Genomic DNA, 20,037 nt, shown 5'->3' with positions numbered 1-20,037 from the left:
CGCACGGTCTGACGAACGGTGAAGTTCCGTCCTCAATCGCCGAGAACAGGGGTCAACAACGCCCTAGCATCTGTCAGGTGAAGATCAACGGAATATTCAAGAGGAGCCTGAGACCCGCTGCGGCCACCGCGTATTTGGCGGTGGCCATGCTGTTGGTGTCGGCGGGCACCGCTCAGGCGGCCCCCGGCGACAACCCCAACAAACTGACCACGATCACCTCGTCCTCGGAGCTGGCGAAGCTCCAACTGGTCGAGCACCGGGTCCCGACGGCCTCTCTCGACAACCTGGCGAGCGAGATGGGCACCTCCCGCGGGGTCGACCAGGTCCTCGCCAGTGCCAACCACCCGATGCGGAACGCGGCGAACTGCAACAGCACCGAGACCGCCGCCCTGCCGGTGAAACCGACCGCTGAGTCCGCGTACTGCTGGGACACCGGTGACGCGGTGACACAGGACTGGCTGCCGCAGTCCGTGACCTCCTCCGGAGACGCGGACAACGACGGCGTGTGGGGCGCCAACAAGGTCATCCTGTCCGGGTGGGGCCAGAACGGCACCACCACCACCGACCACATGGGCCGTATCGCCTTCATCGACGCCAACGACCCGAACAACCTCAAGTACCGCTGGGTGCTGCCGGTCATCCCGCTCAACGGCGGCACCGACTACCGCGCGCTCAAATCCCATATGGGCGGCATGGTCTGGTACCAGGACAAGCTGATCGTCACGTCGTGGGAGAAGGACTCCGACAACAACGTGATGTACATCTTCGACATGAAGCGCATCCTCCAGGCGACCGTCAACAGCTCCGCGGTCGGCAAGGTGAGTGGCGGATGGTCGGCGGACGGCTACCAGTACGTGATGCCGGCCGTCGGCTCCTACAGCCTCGCCGGCGGGGCCTGTAGTTCGACCAACGACGACTCCCGGCCGTGCTTCGGGTCCATCTCGCTGGACCGCAGCAGCGTGCCGGACAGCCTGGTCGCCACCGAGTGGTTCTCCTCCGGCGGCTCGGAGCCGGCCCGCATCTGGCGGTACGACTTCAGCTCCGACCCCGGCTACCTCGCCACGGACAGCAGCAGCCACGTGAACGCCTCGGCGGCGTACGAGACGAGCGCCGTCGGGCTGCAGGGCGTGCTGTCGCACAGCGCCACCAGCGGTGGCACACCGAACTTCTACGTCGACGACGCGCGCGGCGGTGTCGGCCAGCACGGCATCCTGTGGCGGCAGAACACCAGCGGAGCCACGGCGGCCGCCAACTGCGGGCAGGACATCATGTACGCCTGCTGGGGCCAGCACACCGAGAGCATGTCCTACTGGTGGAGTACGGGCCGGGTGTGGACGCTCACCGAATGGGCGGCCGACAGCGCAGGGCACTGGACAGGAACCGACACCGCGATTCCGCAACGGGTGCTGTTCTCCGTGCCGTTGTCCTCGATAGACAGCTCACTCAGCTGACCGATGGGTGCCCCGGGACTGAGATTCCCGGGGCACGCTTCCCGTCAGGCGTCACCGTGCGGTTCGCCGAGTTCATCGAGCCGGGCACGGACCCGCTCGGCGTCGGGATGGGCGAGTTCGGTGAAGAGGGCGAGGGCGCTGCGCCAGGCGGCGCGGGCGGCCTCGTGGTCGCCTGTCGTACGGTGCGTGTCACCGATACGGACGAGGGTTCCGGCCTCCTCGGACGGCACGCCCAGGTCCCGGAAGATGGTGAGAGCGTTGCGGTAACTGGTGAGTGCCTGCGGGTGGTCGCCTAGGTTGTGGTGGGCGTAGGCGATGCTGTCCCAGGTGGCGGCCTGGCCGATGTGGTCTCCGAGATCCCGCTGAATGGTCAAGGCCTCGAGGCAGTGGCTCAGGGCCTGTTGGTGATCCCCGAGCGTCGCGTGGTCCCAGCCGACCGCGTTGAGGGCGGTTGCCTGCGCGGCCCGTCGACCGGTGGCCCGGAAGAGGTCCAGGGCCAGCTGGTCATGACGGAGGGCGCCGGGGAGGTCACCGTGCTGCTCGGCCTCCCAGCCGAGGCTCAGGTGGACGTAGGCCCGCCCGACGTCGTCTCCGAGTTCGGTGAAGCGTTCCAGGGCACGGTCGAGGTGGGCACCGGCTTCGTCGCGCAGGCCCAGTCGGCCTTCCACCCGGGCCAGTCCGAGCAGGCCGTGAGCTTCCACGACGGGGTCGGACAGCCGCAGTGCGGCGTCGAGCGCGGTCCGTTGGGCGACCACCCAGTCGTGCCAGTGCCCCTGCCGGTCGAAGAACCGCTCCAGGGACGAGACGAGCAGACAGACAAGGCGGTCCGAACCGGAGCTCGTGGCCGCGTCGATGACGGCGAGCAGCACCGCGTACTCGGCCGCCAGCCAGTTCAGAGCCGACTCGTCGTCGGCGAGTGGTTCGGGGAGGGCCCCCTCGGGGAGAGGCGGGAGCGGCATCGTGTCCACGTACGGTGCGATCAGCAGACCGGCGGCGTGCGCCGAGTACACATAGTGCTCGAACAGCCGGTCTACGGCCGCCCGGCACTCGGCCTCGCTGTGCTGGGTGTGCGCCAGTTCGGCGGCGTAGGCGCGGAGCAGGTCGTGGAAGGCGTACCGGCCGGGGGCATGCTCGTTGATGAGGTGCACGCGCGAGAGCTCGGTCAGCAGCAGCCGCGCCTCCCGTACCGCGAGCCCGGCCAGGGCGGCAGCGGCCGGTGCGGTGAAATCAGGTCCGGGATGCAGTCCGAGCAGTCGGAAGAGGCGGGCGGCGGCGGGTGAGAGGGCGCGGGAGGACCAGGAGAAGACCGCGCCGACATCGGCCGACGCGTCGGCCTCGATGAAGGCGTCGAGACTGCCATGGGCCTCGCGCAGCTCGGCGGCGATGGCCGACAGCGAGAAGTGCGGGTGGGTGGCCGCGCGGGCGGCGACGCAGGCCAGGGCCAGCGGCAGCCCGGCACACAGTGCGATGATCTCCGCCACCGCCTCCCGCTCGGCGGCGACCCGCTCGGCCCCCAGACGGCGGATGAGGAGTTCCCGTGCCTCGTCGGTGTCGAGCGGACGCAGTGTGAGGGAGTGGGCCCCATGGGCGGCCACCAGACCGGAGAGCTGGTTCCGGCTGGTGACGATCGTGAGGCAGCCGGGCGTGCCGGGCAGCAGCGGCCGTACGTGATCGGAATCCCGGGCGTTGTCCAGCAGGACGAGGAACCGGCGTCCGGCCAGCATGCTGCGGTAGAGCGCGGCCTGGGCGTCCAGACCGTGCGGGACGCGTTCCGGCGGTACTCCCAGCGTGTCCAGAAAACCGCGGATCGCTTCGTCGGGGCGCATGACGGCCCCCGACGGGTCGAAGCCCCGCAGATTGACGTAGAGCTGCCCGTCGGGATAGCGGTCCGTGACCCGATGGGCCCAGTGCACGGCGAGCGTGGTCTTGCCGACTCCGGCCATTCCACCGATGGCACTGATCACCACTGTTTCGGCGGACCGCCCCTCGCTCGACAGGGGTGCGAGGACCTCGTCCAGTTCGGCCCGCCGACCGGTGAACGTCGGCAGATCGAGCGGCAGTTGCGCGGGCACGGGCAGGGGGACCGCTCGCGGACCGACCAGGTCCGAGGCCGCCGGACCTTGGGCGGTGCGCGCCTCGGAGGCCCCGGCTCCGGGCCCGGCCGCCGTCGATGCCGCGTCGCGCAGTACCGCCTGGTGGGCGTCGCGCAGCTCCGGTCCAGGATCGATGCCCAACTCGTCGGCGAGACGGTCCGACACGGTGAGGTATGTGCTGAGCGCCTCAGGCCGCTGACCGGTGGCCGAGAGAGCGAGAATCAGCCTGGCCGTCAGCGGTTCGTCCAACGGGCTGTCGGCAGCGGCCTCCCGGAGCCGGGGGAGGACCACACCCGGCACGCCCGCACGCAGCGCGACATCGGCGGCCTCTTTCACGGTCGCGAGGCGCTCGTCGTCCAGTGAGCCGAACGCCGCGTGTGCGCGCGCCTCCACGGGGATTCCGTGGGCGGCCGGCCCCTGCCACAGCGACAACGCCTCGGTGAAGAGATCCACGGCCCGTGCGGGCGCTCCGTCGGAGGCGGCCCGCCGGGCCTCGATCCGCAGCGCACGGAAGCGCAACAGGTCCAGAGAGCCGCTGTCGGCCACCAGTCGGTATCCGCCCGTATCCCGGAGCAGCCAGTGGCCCGGTGCCCGGGTGGGAAGACCGGGCTCCAACAGGCGGCGCAGTGCCCCGACATGCCGGTGGACCACATTGACCGCGGTGTCCGGCGGACGCCGGCCCCACAGGACGTCGACGATCTCACTCATGGAGACGGGTTGCCCTGCCCGTACCAACAGCAGGGCCAGCAGCGCCCTTTCCTGCGGACGCCCGAGATGCAGCTCCGTCCCCGCCCGCCAGACCCGAACCGGTCCAAGTACCGCGAACCGCACCGTTTCCGGTGCCACCCCATGCCCCCTCCGGTCTTCCACCTCGGTGCTCACCCTACGTCACTCCGCTGGTGCGCCTACCCGAAGGACGACCGACTTACGGCAGTGCCCTGGAGGCCCGGCATCAGGTGAATTCCACGCACGACGATGCCGTCACTCCTCCGTCGGCAGCCAGCATCCGTGCAGGCCCAGTGGTACGCGCACCGGGATCCGTACGCGCGCCACCGGCCCCGCCTCCGGTTCCTGCGCCGCGAAGACCAGCAGCCAACTCGTCCCGTCCGTCCTGTCCGTCGCGTACGTCATCCAGTAGCCGTGATCCTCCGACGGGTCACCCGGCACCGGTGCGAACACCGGTTCCCCGACCGAGAGGTTCCCCGCAGGCCACGAGCCCGCGGCGCCCTGGGTGCCGTACCAGCGCAACGCGTCGAATTCGCCTGAGAGGAGTTCCGCACCAGGGGTACGCGCTGCCAGCGCGCAGCGGCTGTGGCGGCGGCCGATCAGGCGGTCGTCGACGCGCGGGAACTCCACGTGGGAGTCGTCGAGCAGGGTGCGCCGCATGGTCCCGGCCGCCGGATCGATCACGGCTCGTGCCAGACCGCTGCCGCCCTCCCTGTCGGCCGCACGTCCCGAGCCCGACATCTCGGAGTCACCGAGTGCCAACCGGGGCCACTGTACGTAGTCGAGCGTCACCGTCGGGTCCGGTCCGTCCGGCTCACTGGGCCGGCCTGACGAGTCGTACGCGTTGACGGTGTGCCACAGCCAGAAAGCCTCGTCCTCGGCCCAGCGCACCGGCCCTCCGTCCCGTGGAACGAGCGCCACCCGTGTGCCGCGCTCGGGGCGCCAGGCGATGAAGGAGCCACCGCTCATGGCGGCCGACAGATCGAAGAAGGCCGGTGCGAGGACGAGCACCAAGCGGCGGCTCGTCAACGCCATGTCGTGGACCATCATGGGTTCGTCGACCCCGGCCACGACGGTGGGGCCGCGCCGCACCGTTGCATCGGGTCCGATGATCGACCAGGTCAGCCACGGCGGTTCGAGGCCGTAGCAGAAGACCGCCATCTCACCGGTGAGCGGGTCGATCTTCGGATGCGCGGTGATGCCGGAGGGCAGTGCGCCGCCGAAGGTCTCCTTGCCGAGAGTGTCCAGATCCGGGCTCACCCGGAAGGGGCAGGCGGATTCGGCCAGGGCGAGGATCCTGCCACCGTGTCTGACGACGTTGATGTCGGGCAGGTCCTTGAATGTGTCGGCCAGATCGGGGCCCACGTCCGCCGGACCCGGCATGATCATCGATTCCAGTCCGCCCCACAGCGCTCGTCCGACCTTCTCCTCGGCGAGCACGGCGGGTGTGCGCACGAACCGGTTGCGGTAGCGCGCTTCGCCCTGGGAGATCCACACCCCGTGCAGCATGCCGTCGCCGTCGAGCGGATAGAGGTAGGAGCCGATGGGGCCGAAGCGCGGATTGGGGCCGTTGCGCAGATACAGCCCGTCCAGGTCGTTCGGCAGGCGCCCCTGGACCTCCAGATCGATGACGTCGACCTCTTCGGAGACCGGGGCGAAGGAGCCCATGAGGTGCGCGACGCGGGTGGGGTCCAACGTGGTGGGCGGGTGCGAGGTCATGGTGAGTCCCGGCGCGGCGGGGAGCGAGCGAACTGTCCTGGCGCCGACGGGCAGTCGGCCGTCATCCTTCAGTCAAACGCCGAGGTCTGCCGCCTGCAAACGGAGTGCCGAACCGACACCGGGGGGACTTCCGCAGCGGATGCGGCGGGGTTGGGGCGGTCGCAGCATGAGAAGCAGAGGTCCTCGCCTCAGCGCCCCGGCCGGGGGTTTCCTCGCGCTCTCGGTTTCCGACATGGAGGCGCCGTCCGCGGAGGTGTCCGATGGCTCAACCCGATGCGAATCGAGGACGCGGAGCGACGGGGAGCGGCGAGTCTCCGCAGTCCGGAATGCCGCAGTCCGGAATGCCGGCGGCCGATGCGCAGGCCGATGCGTCCAGCCGCGAAGCCCTGCGCACCAACAGCGTCTTCCTCGGTTTCGCCCCCTGGATCATCTTCGACGTGGTGGCGAGCCCCAGTACGTGGAAGTACGCCGCACTGGCCGCGCTCATCGCTGCCCTTGTGCTCAATGTGCCCGACCTGCGACGCGGGAGCTTCAGGATTCTGGAGGCGGCGAGTCTGGTGTTCTTCGCCGTCATCTTCGTACTCGGGCTCGTGGTGGACCGGCAGGACCTGATGTGGTTGGAAACCTACGCGCAGACGTTGTCCAACGGGGTGATCGCCGTCGTGGCACTCGGCTCCCTCGCCTTCACTCCGTTCACCGAGCAGTACGCACGTGAGTCGGTGCCCCGCAGGTACTGGGACTCGCCGTTGTTCCGGCGCACCAACCGGATCCTGACGGCCATGTGGGGCGGGGTGTTCCTGGCGACGGCCCTGCTGGGACTGCTCGCACTGCACGTGAAGTCGGGGTCGGACTGGCTCAACTGGGTCATCCCGATCGCCTTGCTGGTCGCGGCGATCCGCTTCACGAAGTGGTACCCGGCACATGTCAGGGCGCAGGCGCGGGGCTGACCCAAGAGGTAAAGCAATCGTATGGTCTAGTCCAAAAGTTATTTGGTCTAGGCCAATCTATTGGCATGGACGCAACACCTACAGGAAGCTGGGGCGACTCTCCCCACTCCCTGGAGGCACGCAGTGAGACGTCTTCGCGCATGTCTGGGCGCGGCGGCCGCCGTCGGACTCGCCGCAGCGGGCACGACCGCACTGGTCGCGGGCAGCGCTTCCGGCGCGACCTCCGCACTCAGCAACCGCTGGTACGCCGCGGCTCCCTACCTGATGCCGCTCGACAACGACCCGCCGGACCCGGCCGCCATCATGGACGCCACCGGCCTCAAGGCGTTCCAGCTCGCCTTCGTCCTCGCCCCCAACGGCGGCGGCTGCAGCCCCACATGGGGCGGTACGGCCGCGGTCTCCTCGGACACCGCTGTGCAGTCGGTCGTCAACACCATCCGTGCCAAGGGCGGCGACGTCTCCGTCTCCATCGGCGGTTACGGCGGTACCAAGCTCGGCCAGGTGTGCTCGGACGCGGCTGCCACGGCCGCGGCGTACCAGCAGGTCATCACCAAGTACGGACTGCACGCCATCGACTTCGACCTCGAAGAGCCGGAGTACGAGAACACGGCGGCCATCAAGAACGAGATCGGCGCCGCCAAGATCCTCCAGCAGAACAACCCCGGACTCTACGTCTCCGTCACCACCGCCGGCACCGCCGACGGCACAGGCTGGTTCGGCAAGCAGATGCTGCTGGAGGCGAAGTCACAGGGTTTCACCCCGAACAACTTCTCCATCATGCCGTTCGACGGCGGCTTCAACGGCGCGGCCTCGCAGACCAGCGCGCTGACCAACTTCAACCAGATCCTGCAGTCCACCTTCGGATGGGACCAGGCGACCGCGTACGCCCACGAGGGCTTCTCCGGGATGAACGGGCGCAGCGACACCGGCGAGTACTTCACACAGGCCGACTTCCAGACCGTGCTGGACTACGCCACCAGCCACAACATGGACCGCTTCACGTTCTGGTCCCTCAACCGTGACCGCCAGTGCACCCCGGCCGACAACGGTGGCCGGACCTCGGGCACCTGCTCCAGCGTGGCGCAGAACTCCTGGGACTTCGCCAAGTACTCGGTGAAGTTCGCCGGGGCCACCCCGCCCTCCTCGACGCCCACCCCGACGCCGACGCCCACGCCCCCGGGCACCGGGTGCAAGCCGGCCTGGAGCTCGACCGCGGTCTACACCGCAGGCAACGAGGTGTCGTACAACAACCACAACTGGAAGGCCAAGTGGTGGACTCAGAACGAGACTCCCGTCGCCTCCGAGTGGGGTGTCTGGCAGGACGAGGGCACCTGCTGACGATCTGACCGCCTGACGACCTGACCGCCTGACGGTGTGCCGGACCGGTTCGGCGGGGCCCTTGAGGTGCCCCGCCCACCGGCGCCGGACATGCGCCGACCCTTCAGAGGGTCGAAAATGGTCAGAGGCCCCGTCGTCGAGGACACGCGGCGCCTGCCGAGAGGAACGTCGCCATGCGCGGACAGCCGCCATCGCCGTCAGGGGCCGTCCTCGGTGCACGTACCGGCGCGGGCGGCGAGCACGCATGACGCCGGGGCCGGGCGGTGGCGCGATCGTACGACGGTCGATCCAGGTCACCTGCTCGGCGAGCGTCGGCTTCTACACGTTCCTCTACGGCCTTCAGCAACCCGTGGCGGCGCTGTACGCACTGTTCACACCGATCGCGCTCGGCCTGCTGTCCACCATTCCCGGGACCGGCCGGCAGCAGGCATGGATCACGTTGCGGACCCTGCCGTTCGGAGTGGGTCTCGTCGCGCTGGGCACGGCACTCGCGTTGAGCACGGCGGCCGCCGTGGCAGGCATGCTGATCGTCGGATTCCTTTTGGCTTTCACTGTGGTGGCCGGACCGCGTACGGCGGGTCCAGCCCCCGGCCTCCAACTCCTCTACATCCTCGCCTGCTTCCCGCCGTACGCTCCTCAGACGCTGGGCGCACGGCTGACGGGCGTGACCGTGGGCGTCGTACTCCTCACCCTGTGCCAGGTGTTCGTGCTGCCCGGTCCACCTGCCACCGGCTTCCGGATCCTGCTCGCCGACGCGCTGGAGACAGCCGCCGCGGCAGCGGCCGATCCGGCCCGCGTCTCCGTCGCGAGGCTGCGTGATCTCAGCGAGGGGATGCGGCTGTCGCAGGTTTCCCCGGCTGAGCGCCCGACCGGCCCGGGGCGCCGGGACCGGGCCCTGGCACAGGCGGGAGCCGCGGTCCGCCGGGTCGTGGACCAGCTGGCGGCGCGGAGCGCGACGTCCGTGTCTGCCGGCACAGCGCCGCGCACGGATCGATCGTCCGCCGCGCTCCGTGAACGCGTCGCGCGGACGTGCAAGGACACGGGTGCGGCCCTGCGTGCCGGAGAGCGTCCACCGACGGCCGACGCGCTCGACAGCGCGATCCGCCAGTTCCAGGCGGAACGGATCCGCTGTGCGGCCGACCCGGAGGAACCGGGCGCGGACACCGGCGTCCTGCGGCGACAGGCGACGGAACTGACACTGGCCGAGTCGACGTGGATCGCGGTGACCGCCCTGGGCGTCTCCGCCGCCGGGCGCAGAACTTCGCCTCTCCCGCCCCCCGAACTCTTCTGGTACGCCGACCTGCCCACGACGCATCTGTGGGCGCGGCGCATCGCAGGCAACGCGACGCATCGCTCGGTGTGGTTCCAGAACGCCGTACGGGTCGCGTGCGGCCTCGCCATCGCCCGTCTTGTCGCGGGCACCCTCGACCTCGCGCACGGATTCTGGGTCCTTCTCGCGGTCCTCACGCTGGGGCGCACCACGGTCGGCGCCACCTGGCGGGCCGTGCGCCAGGCCATGGTCGGCAACCTGGTGGGGGCTGTCGCGGCAGGTGCGCTGCTCATCGCCCTCGGCCGGCATCTGGACGCCTACGCCGTCCTGCTCGTGCCGGGCATGCTGATCGCCTTCGCTCTGGGCCCACGGCTCGGAGTCGCCTACGCACAGGGGCTTTTCACGCTGGTGGTCTCCCTCGCCTTCGCCCAGATCACTCCGACCTCCTGGCGACTGTCGGAAGCCCGCATCGTCGATGTCGTCACCGGCAGTGTCATCGGCCTGCTGTGCGGGCTGCTGGCCTGGCCGGCGGGGGCACGCAGGGAGGTACACCGCACCATGGCGAGCCTGCTGCGCTCGTGCGGGGCGCTGATACCTGCCACGGCCGAAGCGCTCCTGGCCGCGCCCGTACCGTCTCCGCCCGCGACGTTGCCGACCCTGCGTCATCTGCGTCTGGCGGAGTCCGCCTATGCGCAGTACCGCAGCGAGCCACCCACCGCCTGGGAGGGTGGCCAGGCCGACTGGCACGGGGTGCTCATCGTGGCGTACCACACGGTGCTCGGAGCCCAGCGGCTTCCTTGCTTCGAAGTGCCCCTGACCGATGTGCCGCCGGACGCGAGCACATGGGTCCGCAGGACGGCCGCCGAGCTGACGACGGACGCCGACCGCATCGCCACGTACTTCACCACCAACGAAGGCCCCGCGCCAGACCGGAGTCCCCCTGGCCCACCGCTGCCGGAGCACCACCCGGCGCTGCCCGCACTCATCGATCTCGAAGTGTGGTTGACCGACATCGACCGCCAGCTCGCCCGCATCGAGGACTCCGTCGGACCCAAGGACTGAGCCCGACGGGCCTTTCATGACGCCGGGCGGGCCGCGCTCGCTCCGCTCGGTTGTGAGCCACCTCTGATCCGGCTCTGATCAATCCCTGATGGAACGCTGCCAGGCTCATGAACGAGTTGAACGCCGATCGCACGTGGCCGCAGTCGGCGGGACATTCCCCGAAGTCCGCCCTCCTCATGGAGTGATCAATGGTATCCGCGCACCGCAGGAACGGATCGGCCCGGCACCTTGCCCGTACGGCCGGGACGCTCGCAGCTCTGACCATGGGTGCTTCACTGCTCGTGGCCCCGCAGGCGTTCGCGGCGAGCAGTCCGACCAACGCCGAACTCCTGAAGGCCTGCAACTGGGCAAGTCTCTGCAAGTTCCACCCGCAGAGCTACTGGGGGTACACCGGGCCGAAGCACCAGGTGGGCAGCACCGCGTACAACTGCGGGAGCAACACCAACCAGCACCGGATCGACTGGTCGGACACGACCACCGCCGGCAACACGGTCGGCGTCTCCGTCTCGGCGACCTACAAGTTCTCCTTGGTCTTCGAGGCCTCCGTGGAGACCAGCTACAGCCACAGCTGGGAGAACTCGCACACCGACACCGAGTCCAACACGATCAACATCTCGCCCAGAAGTGTCGGGTGGCTCGAGCGCGGGACCTCGAAGCAGCAGGCCAAGGGCTGGTGGGAGATCCAGTTCAAGAACAAGTACTACGACCACTACGTCTGGTACCTCTACGACTTCCAGCAGTCCGGCTTCAACAAGGACAACCCCGGCTACGGCTACGTCAACTTCAAGGACCGGCCGATGACCTCGGCCGAAATCGGCGCACACTGCTGAATCGGCTCATCGCATGTGGTCATCCGTGATGCCAGGAATTCGTTCTCCATTCCGAATCGTCGCTTTCGCCGTCTGCTCGCTCTTCGTTCTCTCCGGATGTGCGGACGGGCCGACCGAAGGCACGTACAGCGGCCACGCGGACCGTCAGGGGCCGACCGTGATCGGCACCGACGGCTCCGCGGAGAGCCGGGTCGTGGCGGCGATCTACCGCGAACTCCTCACCGCCGCCGGGCAGGAGGTGCGGACCGCGAGTGCCACGTACGCGTCCCCAGCCGACACCGCCCAGGCCGTGGTGGCGGGCAAGATCGGTATCGCGCCCGCTTACGAGAGCGCCATGCTGCGTGCGCTGCCGGGCGGTCAGACCATGCCCGGCGACATGGAGGCAACGCTGAGCATGGCGTTGCCTCCGGGGACCGTCGCGCTGCCGCCGTCCGCGGCGCGGCGCGGGGTCGTCCTCGCGGTCACCAAGGCCACGGCCAAGCGCCACACACTGCGCAGCCTCGCCGACCTCGGCAACGCCGGCGGTCGCCTGACACTGGGCGGTGACGCCTCCGGTGATCCCGATGCCCCGTCCACCTCGTCCCTGAAGCAGGCGTACGGCGTCACTCTCACCGCTGCCGGAACATCGGGGAGGGCAGATGTGCTGGCGCTGCGCAGCACCGACCCCGCGATCACCCGGGACGGCCTGGTCGTACTGGCCGATCCCAAGTCCGTCGTCCCGTCCGCGCACGTCTTCCCGCTCATCAGCTCCCCTGCCGTGGACGCGAGCGGCAGGGCGGCTCTGGCCCGCGTCAACGCCCCGCTGACGACCGGCCAGTTGACGGCGCTCGCCTCCTCCGTCAACGCGGGCGAGGCTCCCGGGAAGGCGGCCAGGACCTGGCTGCGGTCCAAGGGCCTGCCGCGCTGAGCCCACATCCGATCCGGTCCGGTCCCATCTGCTCCACCCGGTCCAGCCCGGTCCACTCCGGTTCCAAGAACAAGAATGGTGACAGTCCCATGCACGGTCTCAAGCGCAAAGTCGCCACGGCGGCACTCGCCGCAGGCGCCCTCTTCGGCAGTCTGGCGGTTCCGGGAACGGCCTACGCCGCCAACAAGTACGTACAGCTCAAGGTCTGCAGCGGGTCCACCGAGACGGTGAAGTTCTACTTCGTCGGCGAGAACCAGTACGGCGACTGGGGCGGCTCGAGGTTCTGGGAGATCGCCCCGAAGGGTTGCACCTTGGCGGAAGGCTACTGGTGGATAGCCGGGCAGTCGGTCGAGTTCCACCACCGCAAGCCGAGCACCGGATGGCGGTGGGAACCCCGGCTCATTTCGGCGAACGACACCAGCAACGGCGCCACGTACCAGCTCTACATCGGCTGAGAGCAGCCCCATGCACCGGTCCGTGGGCCGCCACGCGCGGCCTGCGGATCCGTCAGGTCAGTCGACACGGGTGAGCGGAGGGCATTCCCACACCGCGTCCACGACCTCGCGGTGCGGACGGTACATGCGCAGGATCACGAACCAGGTGCCGCTTTCGGGCGTGGGCAGCCAGTTGGCCTCACGGTCCTCTCCCGGTGATGTGGACTGCAGATGGAGGGTCAGACCGCCGTCAGGGTCCATGACGAGCCCGGGCGTGCGGTCCCCGACCGAGTAGCGGTCGGCCGGGTTGGGGATCAGGTTCATGTCGTCGCCGTAGGCGGACAGGGACCAGAAGGCATCGACGGGCGGCATCGCGCCCGCGCCGAAGCGCAGCGTGTACCGGCCGGACGACAGCTTGTTCTCGTCCGCGTCGTCGTAGTTGAGCAGATAGACCGCCTCGTCGGGATCGTTGGCCATGATGCCCGCCAACGACTGGTCGGCGGCGCGCTTGACGAAGTCGTCGCCGAAGCGGCCCATCTGCGGTGGCGGATAACGCCAACCGTTCACCACATGTGCCCACTCACCGCTGAGCATCTGCTGTTTGAGCATCGGCGTACCGACAGCCGCGGCCCGGATGAGGTTCTGCCTGACCGCCTCAGGCTGGGCCTCGACGTCGAGACCGGGACCGATGCCGATCTCGGCGAACTGCTTGAGCAGGATCGCGTGGTGCGCCGGTGGCGGGTTCTCGGCCAGCATGGCGTTGAGCGTCTTCCAGGGGCCGAGGGGATCCTGCGCGGGATCCACCGGCGCCGCCACCTCATGGCTCGCCGGGAGCTGCGCCGGGTCGACGGCTCCGCCGCCCCTGCCGAAGAAGCCGAGTGGAGTGAGCCGGTACTGGGCTTGGAGCGTCTGTACGTTCGGCACGTCGTCCTCGCCGTCGACCAGTGTCCTGCCGAGGATCAGGATCCACGGGCTCGGCGCGGTCGCGACACGGCGCACACCATCGGGAAGCTGCCCGCTCCAGTCCGGACCGACGATCGCGAAATGGCCGGCGTCGGATCCCGTGGTCCGCTGGCCTATGTAGTCGAAGTTGTCAGAGGTGATGCCCATCAGTTCGAAGGAGAAGTAGCGATCACCCATGTCCGGGTGCGAAAGAATGATCGGCTCGCTGCGCAGGTCCACCCACGCGGTCGAGTACAGGGTGTCGTTGTTGGGACAGCCGCCGTCCTGGTACGAGGCGTCCAGCAGCCGTTGCGCGTGCCAGAAATGGTTGACCGCCGCATACGGCACCGTCGCCGGGTCACGCGGCTGGGTCACCCACTGGTGACGCAGCCGGGCGTTGTAGATGTACGGAAAACCGTAGACGAATGCCTGCTCACCCAACGTGTAGGCGTACTCACCACGCCAGTCACGCACTCGTCCGGTCAGGATGGGTACCACCGCCTGCCGCACCAGTGGCAGCGCCTGAGGCAGATGCCGCAACCGGTCCACCACGGCCTGGGGGTGCCGTACGGCATCCGCCGCGGCCCGACCGGCGGCGCCCGCGGCGCTCGCCGCCCGGTTGATGGTGGCCGTGACGCCTGCGGCATCGTCGTGCGTCCGCCGAAGCGGACGGTGATGTGTGGGATGTGTGGCTTCGGACATGATCATGTCCTCCCCGTAGTGAACACCTCGTGGGAAAGCCTCTGCACCACTTCTCACCATAGGACTCATCCGCAGGAGCGCCAACGCGGCGGAGATGTCAGACGCGGTCGGCCGCGATGAGCAGGTACTGGAAGCTGCCGTTCTCGTAGGCGCTCAGGAACGTTTCCTCGATGCCGGTGACCAGGTGCTCGGCCTGCTTGCGGAGTTCCCAGTAGGGGATGGTGCCGGCGGTCAGGTCCTGGACGTGGACGGGTACGAGGCGGTTGCGGGCCATGGCGCGGAAGTACTCCGACCGTGGATGGATGTCGCAGATGTAGTGGGCGTTGATGAGAGACACCTCCCGGGAGGCCCGCCCGTAGGCGTCGTTGTAGCAGCCGGTGATCGTCACGTAGCGTCCGCCGCGGCGCAGCAGCCGCGCGTGCTCGGCGAACAGCAGGTCCAGCTCCACATACATGGTGGACTCGTTGTTCCAGGAGGCCGCATAAGCGCCGGAGGGAAAGCCGGTGTCGAGCATGTTCCGGTGGTGGTAGCGGACCTTGTCGTCGATGTGCCGATTGCGGGCCTGGGCATTGGCGAAGTCGGCCTGTTTCCAAGAGATCGTGACGCCGTCGGTGTGGCATCCGTACCGCAGATGGGCCACCACACTTCCGCCGCCGCGCCCGCAGCCGGCGTCGAAGACGCGGTCGGCGGGGGAGAGGGGGCCGAGATGGGAGGCGAGGAGGTCGGCCTGTGCCTGTTCCAGACGATGTAGTTCGGAGGTGATCCGGTCACGGCGCTCGGCAGCGTCGTCCCCGCCCCCGCCCTCGTTCCCGCCCTCGTCCCGGTCTCCGTCGAGCACCGACCAGTCCACGTCCCCGATGCCGTAGTGGTGGTGGTAGAGGTCGTCGATCTTGCCGAGTTCGAGGTTGACCGGGTTCTCCTCGGCGTTCCAGTAGTCCGCGACGCGGGTCTGGTACGTCGACTGGCAGGTGGCCTGGGTCGGCATGGGCGCTGCCGTGGTGCCGGCATCGGTGATGGGCAAAGGTGACTCCTTGTGGCGCGGTGGGCGACGAGTCGGGCTGCGGGGCGTCACCAGTAGTTCGGCAGGTGGTAGCGGTGGGTGTTGGTGGCGTGCCATTCGTGGTTGCCGGACACCCAGGCGGCCAGGCCCCTGGCGTAGCGCTCGACGAGAGGCGAGGTGGCGGACAGGGCCGCCGCCTCCTCCTCGAACGCCTCCATGATCTGGTTGTGGATCTCGACGGCCTTCAGATAGGCGGCCTTCAGCCCGCACCGTTCGTTGGCGGCGATGACCTGAGGCAGATTGAGATGGCTGGGATCGTTGGCCAGTTCCTTGGTGAAGGAGTACAGGTCGTTGACGAGCGTGGTGGCGTTGCCGGCGAGCGCGGTGATCCGCTGGATCTCGGGCCGGACGTAGAGGGCCTCGGGCAGTTCGTAGCCGTCCACGGCGTCGACGATCGACAGGCAGGGGCGGAAGTTGTTGAACTGCCGCATCATCAGGTACTCCCAGACCGGTGGCACGTACCGGATCTCGGACCAGGCGGCCTCACCGAGATAGCCCAGATGCAGCCGGGCGAGATCGTGCACCAGCCGGTCGGTCTGGCTGGGAGTGGCGAACACGGCGTAGTCCTTGAGGGCCCCGTGGTACGAGCGCAGCGGCCCGTCGGCCTGTACACCCCGCCGCCACCGCGCTTCCAGTTCGGGAGTGGAGTGGAAGGGGTCGAGCGCGGACTGGGCCCTGATCAGCCTGCCGCCGAGTCCGCGTGACGAGCCGCCTCTGTCCTCGTCCTCCTCGCAGTAGCAGTTGTCGACGAGGTTCTCGGCCAGCAGCAGCTTGCCGGCCGCGGTGAGGCGTTCGAGGTCGGCCGCGCCCGGATGCTGGAGTACGACGGCCCGGCCGAACTGGAACCCCGCGAAGTCCCCCGTCCACGCCTTGGGGAACGCGTCGAGCCGACGGACCCAGGCCTCCAGCCTGCGGTCGACCTCCGCCGCCTTCCCCGGGTCCGCGGGGGCGGCGGGCCGGTGGCGCAGCCCGGGGATCGCCCCGCTCCGCCGGGCTTGCGTGACGGGGACGAGGCGGGGTGGCCCGGGCAGTCGCGGCGGCGATCCGGAAGCCGATGGCTCGCTCATTCCGCGATCCGCCCCACCTGGACGTTCTCCAGGATCCCCGCGGCGTCGGGTACGAGGATGGCCATCGCGTAGTAGGCGGTGACCAGGTAGCTCATGATCGCGGTGCTGTCGATGCCCATGAACCGTACGTTCAGGCCGGGTTCGTACTCCTCCGGAATGCCGGTCTGGTGCAGGCCTACGACTCCTTGGTCCTTCTCTCCCGTGCGCAGCGCGATGATGCTGCTGGTGTGTTGGGGACTGATCGGGATCTTGCTGCACGGAAAGAGCGGAACGCCGCGCCACGCGGGTACTTCGTGGCCGTCGAGGTTCACGGTGCCGGGCACCAGCCCGCGCCGGTTGCACTGCCGGAAGAAGGCCGCTATCGCCTTCGGGTGGGCCAGGAACAGCCGGGTCTTGCGGCGCATGGACAGCAGTTCGTCGAGGTCGTCGGGCGTGGGGGGACCGGAGAAGGTGCTGACGCGCTGGCCGTAGTCGACGTTGTGCAGCAGACCGAACTCGCGGTTGTTGACCAGCTCCCACTCCTGGCGTTCGCGGATCTCCTCGATGGTCAGGCGGAGTTGCTGCTCGGTCTGGTTCATCGGATGGTTGTAGAGGTCGGCGACCCTGGTGTGGACGCGCAGGACGGTCTGGGTCAGGGACAGCTCGTATTCGCGCGGGGCGAGGTCGTAGTCGACGAAGCCGCCGGCGAGGATCGGTTCGCCCACGTGCCCGGCCTGGACGGGTACGTCGGCCTCGCCCTTGCGGTTCATGGGCTTGCTCTGTTGCTGCGCGAAGGCGTCCAGTTGGGCGGCGAGCGACGGGGTACGCTCCACGAACTGCGTCAGGGTGTCCCAGTTGAGTGCCAGCACCACGCCCGGAGTCTCGGCCCGCACCGAGCTCAACCACAGCGGGTCGGCCTGGCCGATGGCCTCGTCTCCCATCCCGTCGCCGTCCGTGATGACCCCGGTGACCTCCTGCTCGCCGTACTTGCCGGTGGTGTAGCGGGTGAACCGGCCGTGGACGACCAGGTACGCCTCGGTGACCGGCTGCCCGGCGTCGAAGAGGACCTGGCCCGTACGCACCTCACGCACCCTGAACCGTGAGGAGATCTCCTGCAGGGCGGCGGTGTCTGAGTAGCCGCGCAGGGCGGGCAGCTCGGTCAGCGTCTCGGGAATGACCTTGATGTCGTCCGCGCCGTTCTGTTCGAACTGCACCCGCCCCCGGCCGACGCGGAGCTGGAGCCGCCGGTTCACCCGGTAGGTGCCGCCCTTGACGTCCACCCAAGGCAGCATCTTGATCAGCCATCGCGAGGTGATGGCCTGCATCTGAGGTTCGGACTTGGTGGTGGTGGCCAGCTGACGTGCAGCGTGGGTGCTGAGACTGGTGGACCGTGGTCCGTCGTTGGTGGGTCCTGCGGCGCTTTCTGGGGAGCTTTCCGGGACTGTCACATGTCCTCCAGATACGTGAGCGGGCGTGGGTGGATACGCACGAACATCAGCGAACGAGGCGGGGTGTCTACGCCGTGCGCCTCGGGCGAGGGCTCCTACCGCCTGGCCATGGACGACGTCTGACCTGAACCCGTGTCGCAGGGTCGCCTCGGCGACGCCTCAGAAGCCGTGCGGCGTGGGTTCACGGAGGCGGTGGAGGTCGAAGACGGATTCCGGGGAGGTGGACGCCAGGACAGCAACTTCGTGACGGTCCGGGCAGTTGGGCAGCGCGCGCCCCATGTCAAGCGAAACAGTCACAGGTGGCGGTCGGAACCGCGTGAAAGGGGCGCATTCGTGTCCTCGATGTGGGCATCTCTCGCGCGAGGCAGACCGGTCACGAGGGCGCGCTCTCACGCCGGTCGCCGGGACCCGTGCCACCGGCGCGAGGGCGTACGAACGCCTCGGCTGCGCGTTCCTCTTGATCAGGTGGCCCCGCTCGAATGATCAAAAAGGCGTCGAGCTACCATCTGAGCGCCACCTAGCTCGAAAGATGAATCTGTGACTGTCAATGACGACTCGTTCACCAATTGGAACAACCGCGAGGAGATCGCGGAGTCGATGATCCCGATCATCGGGAAGCTGCACCGGGAGCGGGACGTCACGGTCCTGCTGCACAGCCGTTCCCTGGTGAACAAGTCAGTGGTGAGCATCCTCAAGACCCACCGGTTCGCCCGGCAGATCGCCGGTGAGGAACTTTCGGTCATCCAGACGCTGCCGTTCCTGGAGGCTCTCACCACGCTCGATCTCGGCCCGTCGCAGATCGACATCGGCATGCTCGCCGCGACCTACAAGTCCGACGACCGTGGTCTGTCGGTGGCGGAGTTCACCGCCGAGGCCGTGGCCGGCGCCACGGGCGTCAACAAGATCGAGCGCCAGGAGCCGCGCGACGTCGTCCTCTACGGGTTCGGCCGTATCGGCCGTCTCGTCGCCCGCCTGCTCATCGAGAAGGCCGGCTCCGGCAACGGGCTGCGGCTGCGTGCCGTCGTCGTCCGCAAGGGTGCCGGCCAGGACATCGTCAAGCGCGCCTCGCTGCTGCGGCGTGACTCCATTCACGGCCAGTTCCGGGGCACGATCACCGTCGACGAGGCGAACAGCAAGATCGTCGCCAACGGCAACGAGATCAAGGTGATCTACTCCGACGACCCACTGTCGGTGGACTACACGGCGTACGGCATCAAGGACGCCATCCTCATCGACAACACCGGCAGGTGGCGTGACCGCGAGGGCCTGTCCCAGCACCTTCGCCCCGGCATCGCCAAGGTCGTCCTGACCGCACCGGGCAAGGGCGACGTTCCCAACATCGTCCACGGCGTCAACCACGACACGATCAAGCCGGACGAGCAGATCATGTCCTGCGCCTCCTGCACCACCAATGCGATCGTCCCGCCGCTGAAGGCGATGGCGGACGAGTACGGCGTTCTGCGCGGCCATGTGGAGACCGTCCACTCGTTCACCAACGACCAGAACCTGCTGGACAACTACCACAACTCCGACCGCCGCGGTCGTTCGGCGCCGCTCAACATGGTCATCACCGAGACCGGTGCCGCCTCCGCCGTCGCCAAGGCGCTGCCCGACCTCAAGGCGAAGATCACCGGCAGCTCCATCCGCGTCCCGGTTCCGGACGTCTCGATCGCCATCCTCAACCTGCAGCTCGCCCGCGAGACCACACGCGAGGAAGTCCTCGACCACCTCCGCGATGTCTCGCTGACCTCGCCGCTCAAGCGCCAGATCGACTTCATCAGCGCCCCCGACGCGGTCTCGAGCGACTTCATCGGCTCGCGTCATGCCTCGATCGTCGACGCCGGCGCGACCAAGGTCGAAGGCGACAACGCGATCCTCTACCTGTGGTACGACAACGAGTTCGGCTACTCCTGCCAAGTTGTCCGTGTCGTCCAGCACGTCTCCGGCGTGGAATACCCGACCTACCCGGCCCCGGCGGCCTGATCGCGGCAGTCTCTCCCGATCGGCATCCAGTCGCCTCCGCTCCCACCGTGCCCCGGCGGTCGTACCACCGCCGGGGGAC

Annotated in this window: 14 protein-coding genes; 8 read left to right on the top strand and 6 right to left on the bottom strand. The window is 68.7% G+C overall.

What is annotated here, in order from left to right:
• Positions 1 to 77 precede the first annotated feature (77 nt).
• On the top strand, positions 78 to 1,451 hold the full coding sequence (locus ACFVWD_RS41920; protein WP_389603184.1) for a hypothetical protein: 1,374 nt from the start codon (positions 78 to 80) through the stop codon (positions 1,449 to 1,451).
• A gap of 44 nt (positions 1,452 to 1,495) precedes the next feature.
• Here ACFVWD_RS41920 and ACFVWD_RS41915 read toward each other — a convergent pair whose 3' ends face one another.
• Together ACFVWD_RS41915 and ACFVWD_RS41910 are read right to left on the bottom strand one after the other, a co-directional pair.
• Positions 1,496 to 4,390: a BTAD domain-containing putative transcriptional regulator gene (locus ACFVWD_RS41915; protein ID WP_389603183.1), complete on the bottom strand. Its 2,895-nt coding sequence runs from the start codon at positions 4,388 to 4,390 to the stop codon at positions 1,496 to 1,498.
• 135 nt (positions 4,391 to 4,525) lie between these two features.
• Entirely contained in the window at positions 4,526 to 5,989 is a 1,464-nt protein-coding gene (locus tag ACFVWD_RS41910; protein ID WP_389603182.1) for a carotenoid oxygenase family protein, read from the bottom strand.
• Positions 5,990 to 6,315: 326 nt separating this feature from the next.
• Here ACFVWD_RS41910 and ACFVWD_RS41905 point away from each other — a divergent pair, with 326 nt between their 5' ends.
• From ACFVWD_RS41905 to ACFVWD_RS41880, 6 genes are all read left to right on the top strand, one after another.
• Entirely contained in the window at positions 6,316 to 6,936 is a 621-nt protein-coding gene (locus ACFVWD_RS41905) for a hypothetical protein (RefSeq protein ID WP_389603181.1), read from the top strand.
• A 123-nt stretch (positions 6,937 to 7,059) separates the two neighbouring features.
• A complete protein-coding gene (locus ACFVWD_RS41900; protein WP_389603180.1) occupies positions 7,060 to 8,274 on the top strand; it encodes a carbohydrate-binding protein in 1,215 nt (404 codons plus the stop codon).
• A 244-nt stretch (positions 8,275 to 8,518) separates the two neighbouring features.
• A complete protein-coding gene (locus ACFVWD_RS41895) occupies positions 8,519 to 10,606 on the top strand; it encodes an FUSC family protein (RefSeq protein ID WP_389603179.1) in 2,088 nt (695 codons plus the stop codon).
• Between the two features lie 188 nt (positions 10,607 to 10,794).
• Positions 10,795 to 11,436 carry a hypothetical protein gene (locus tag ACFVWD_RS41890; protein WP_389603178.1) on the top strand — a complete coding sequence of 214 codons (642 nt, stop codon included), beginning with the start codon at positions 10,795 to 10,797 and terminating at the stop codon, positions 11,434 to 11,436.
• Positions 11,437 to 11,593: 157 nt separating this feature from the next.
• The gene (locus ACFVWD_RS41885) at positions 11,594 to 12,343 is read left to right on the top strand and encodes a glycine betaine ABC transporter substrate-binding protein (protein ID WP_389603177.1); all 750 of its coding nucleotides are present in this window, start codon (positions 11,594 to 11,596) and stop codon (positions 12,341 to 12,343) included.
• Positions 12,344 to 12,432: 89 nt separating this feature from the next.
• Positions 12,433 to 12,798, top strand: a complete 366-nt coding sequence (locus ACFVWD_RS41880) for a hypothetical protein (protein ID WP_389603176.1) — start codon at positions 12,433 to 12,435, stop codon at positions 12,796 to 12,798.
• Positions 12,799 to 12,855: 57 nt separating this feature from the next.
• On the opposite strand, the gene ACFVWD_RS41875 is transcribed toward ACFVWD_RS41880, so the two are convergent.
• The 4 genes from ACFVWD_RS41875 to ACFVWD_RS41860 form a co-directional block, all read right to left on the bottom strand.
• Positions 12,856 to 14,421, bottom strand: coding sequence for a DUF1254 domain-containing protein (locus tag ACFVWD_RS41875; RefSeq protein ID WP_389603175.1), 1,566 nt, complete (start codon positions 14,419 to 14,421; stop codon positions 12,856 to 12,858).
• Between the two features lie 97 nt (positions 14,422 to 14,518).
• Positions 14,519 to 15,406 (bottom strand): geranyl diphosphate 2-C-methyltransferase, encoded by an 888-nt coding sequence (locus tag ACFVWD_RS41870; RefSeq protein WP_389603212.1) that lies wholly within the window; start codon positions 15,404 to 15,406, stop codon positions 14,519 to 14,521.
• 83 nt (positions 15,407 to 15,489) lie between these two features.
• Positions 15,490 to 16,548, bottom strand: a complete 1,059-nt coding sequence (locus tag ACFVWD_RS41865; RefSeq protein ID WP_389603174.1) for a family 2 encapsulin nanocompartment cargo protein terpene cyclase — start codon at positions 16,546 to 16,548, stop codon at positions 15,490 to 15,492.
• The gene (locus ACFVWD_RS41860) at positions 16,545 to 17,975 is read right to left on the bottom strand and encodes a family 2B encapsulin nanocompartment shell protein (RefSeq protein WP_389603173.1); all 1,431 of its coding nucleotides are present in this window, start codon (positions 17,973 to 17,975) and stop codon (positions 16,545 to 16,547) included. Before ACFVWD_RS41860 ends, ACFVWD_RS41865 begins: the two co-directional genes overlap by 4 nt.
• Before the next feature lie 537 nt (positions 17,976 to 18,512).
• On the opposite strand from ACFVWD_RS41860, the gene ACFVWD_RS41855 reads away from it, so the two are divergent.
• Complete coding sequence (locus tag ACFVWD_RS41855) at positions 18,513 to 19,958, top strand: glyceraldehyde-3-phosphate dehydrogenase (RefSeq protein ID WP_389603172.1); 1,446 nt, start codon at positions 18,513 to 18,515, stop codon at positions 19,956 to 19,958.
• Positions 19,959 to 20,037 lie beyond the last annotated feature (79 nt).

This window comes from Streptomyces sp. NPDC058086, assembly GCF_042885015.1.
Taxonomy (GTDB): Bacteria; Actinomycetota; Actinomycetes; order Streptomycetales; family Streptomycetaceae; genus Streptomyces.
This window is presented reverse-complemented; position numbering and strand designations above follow the sequence as displayed.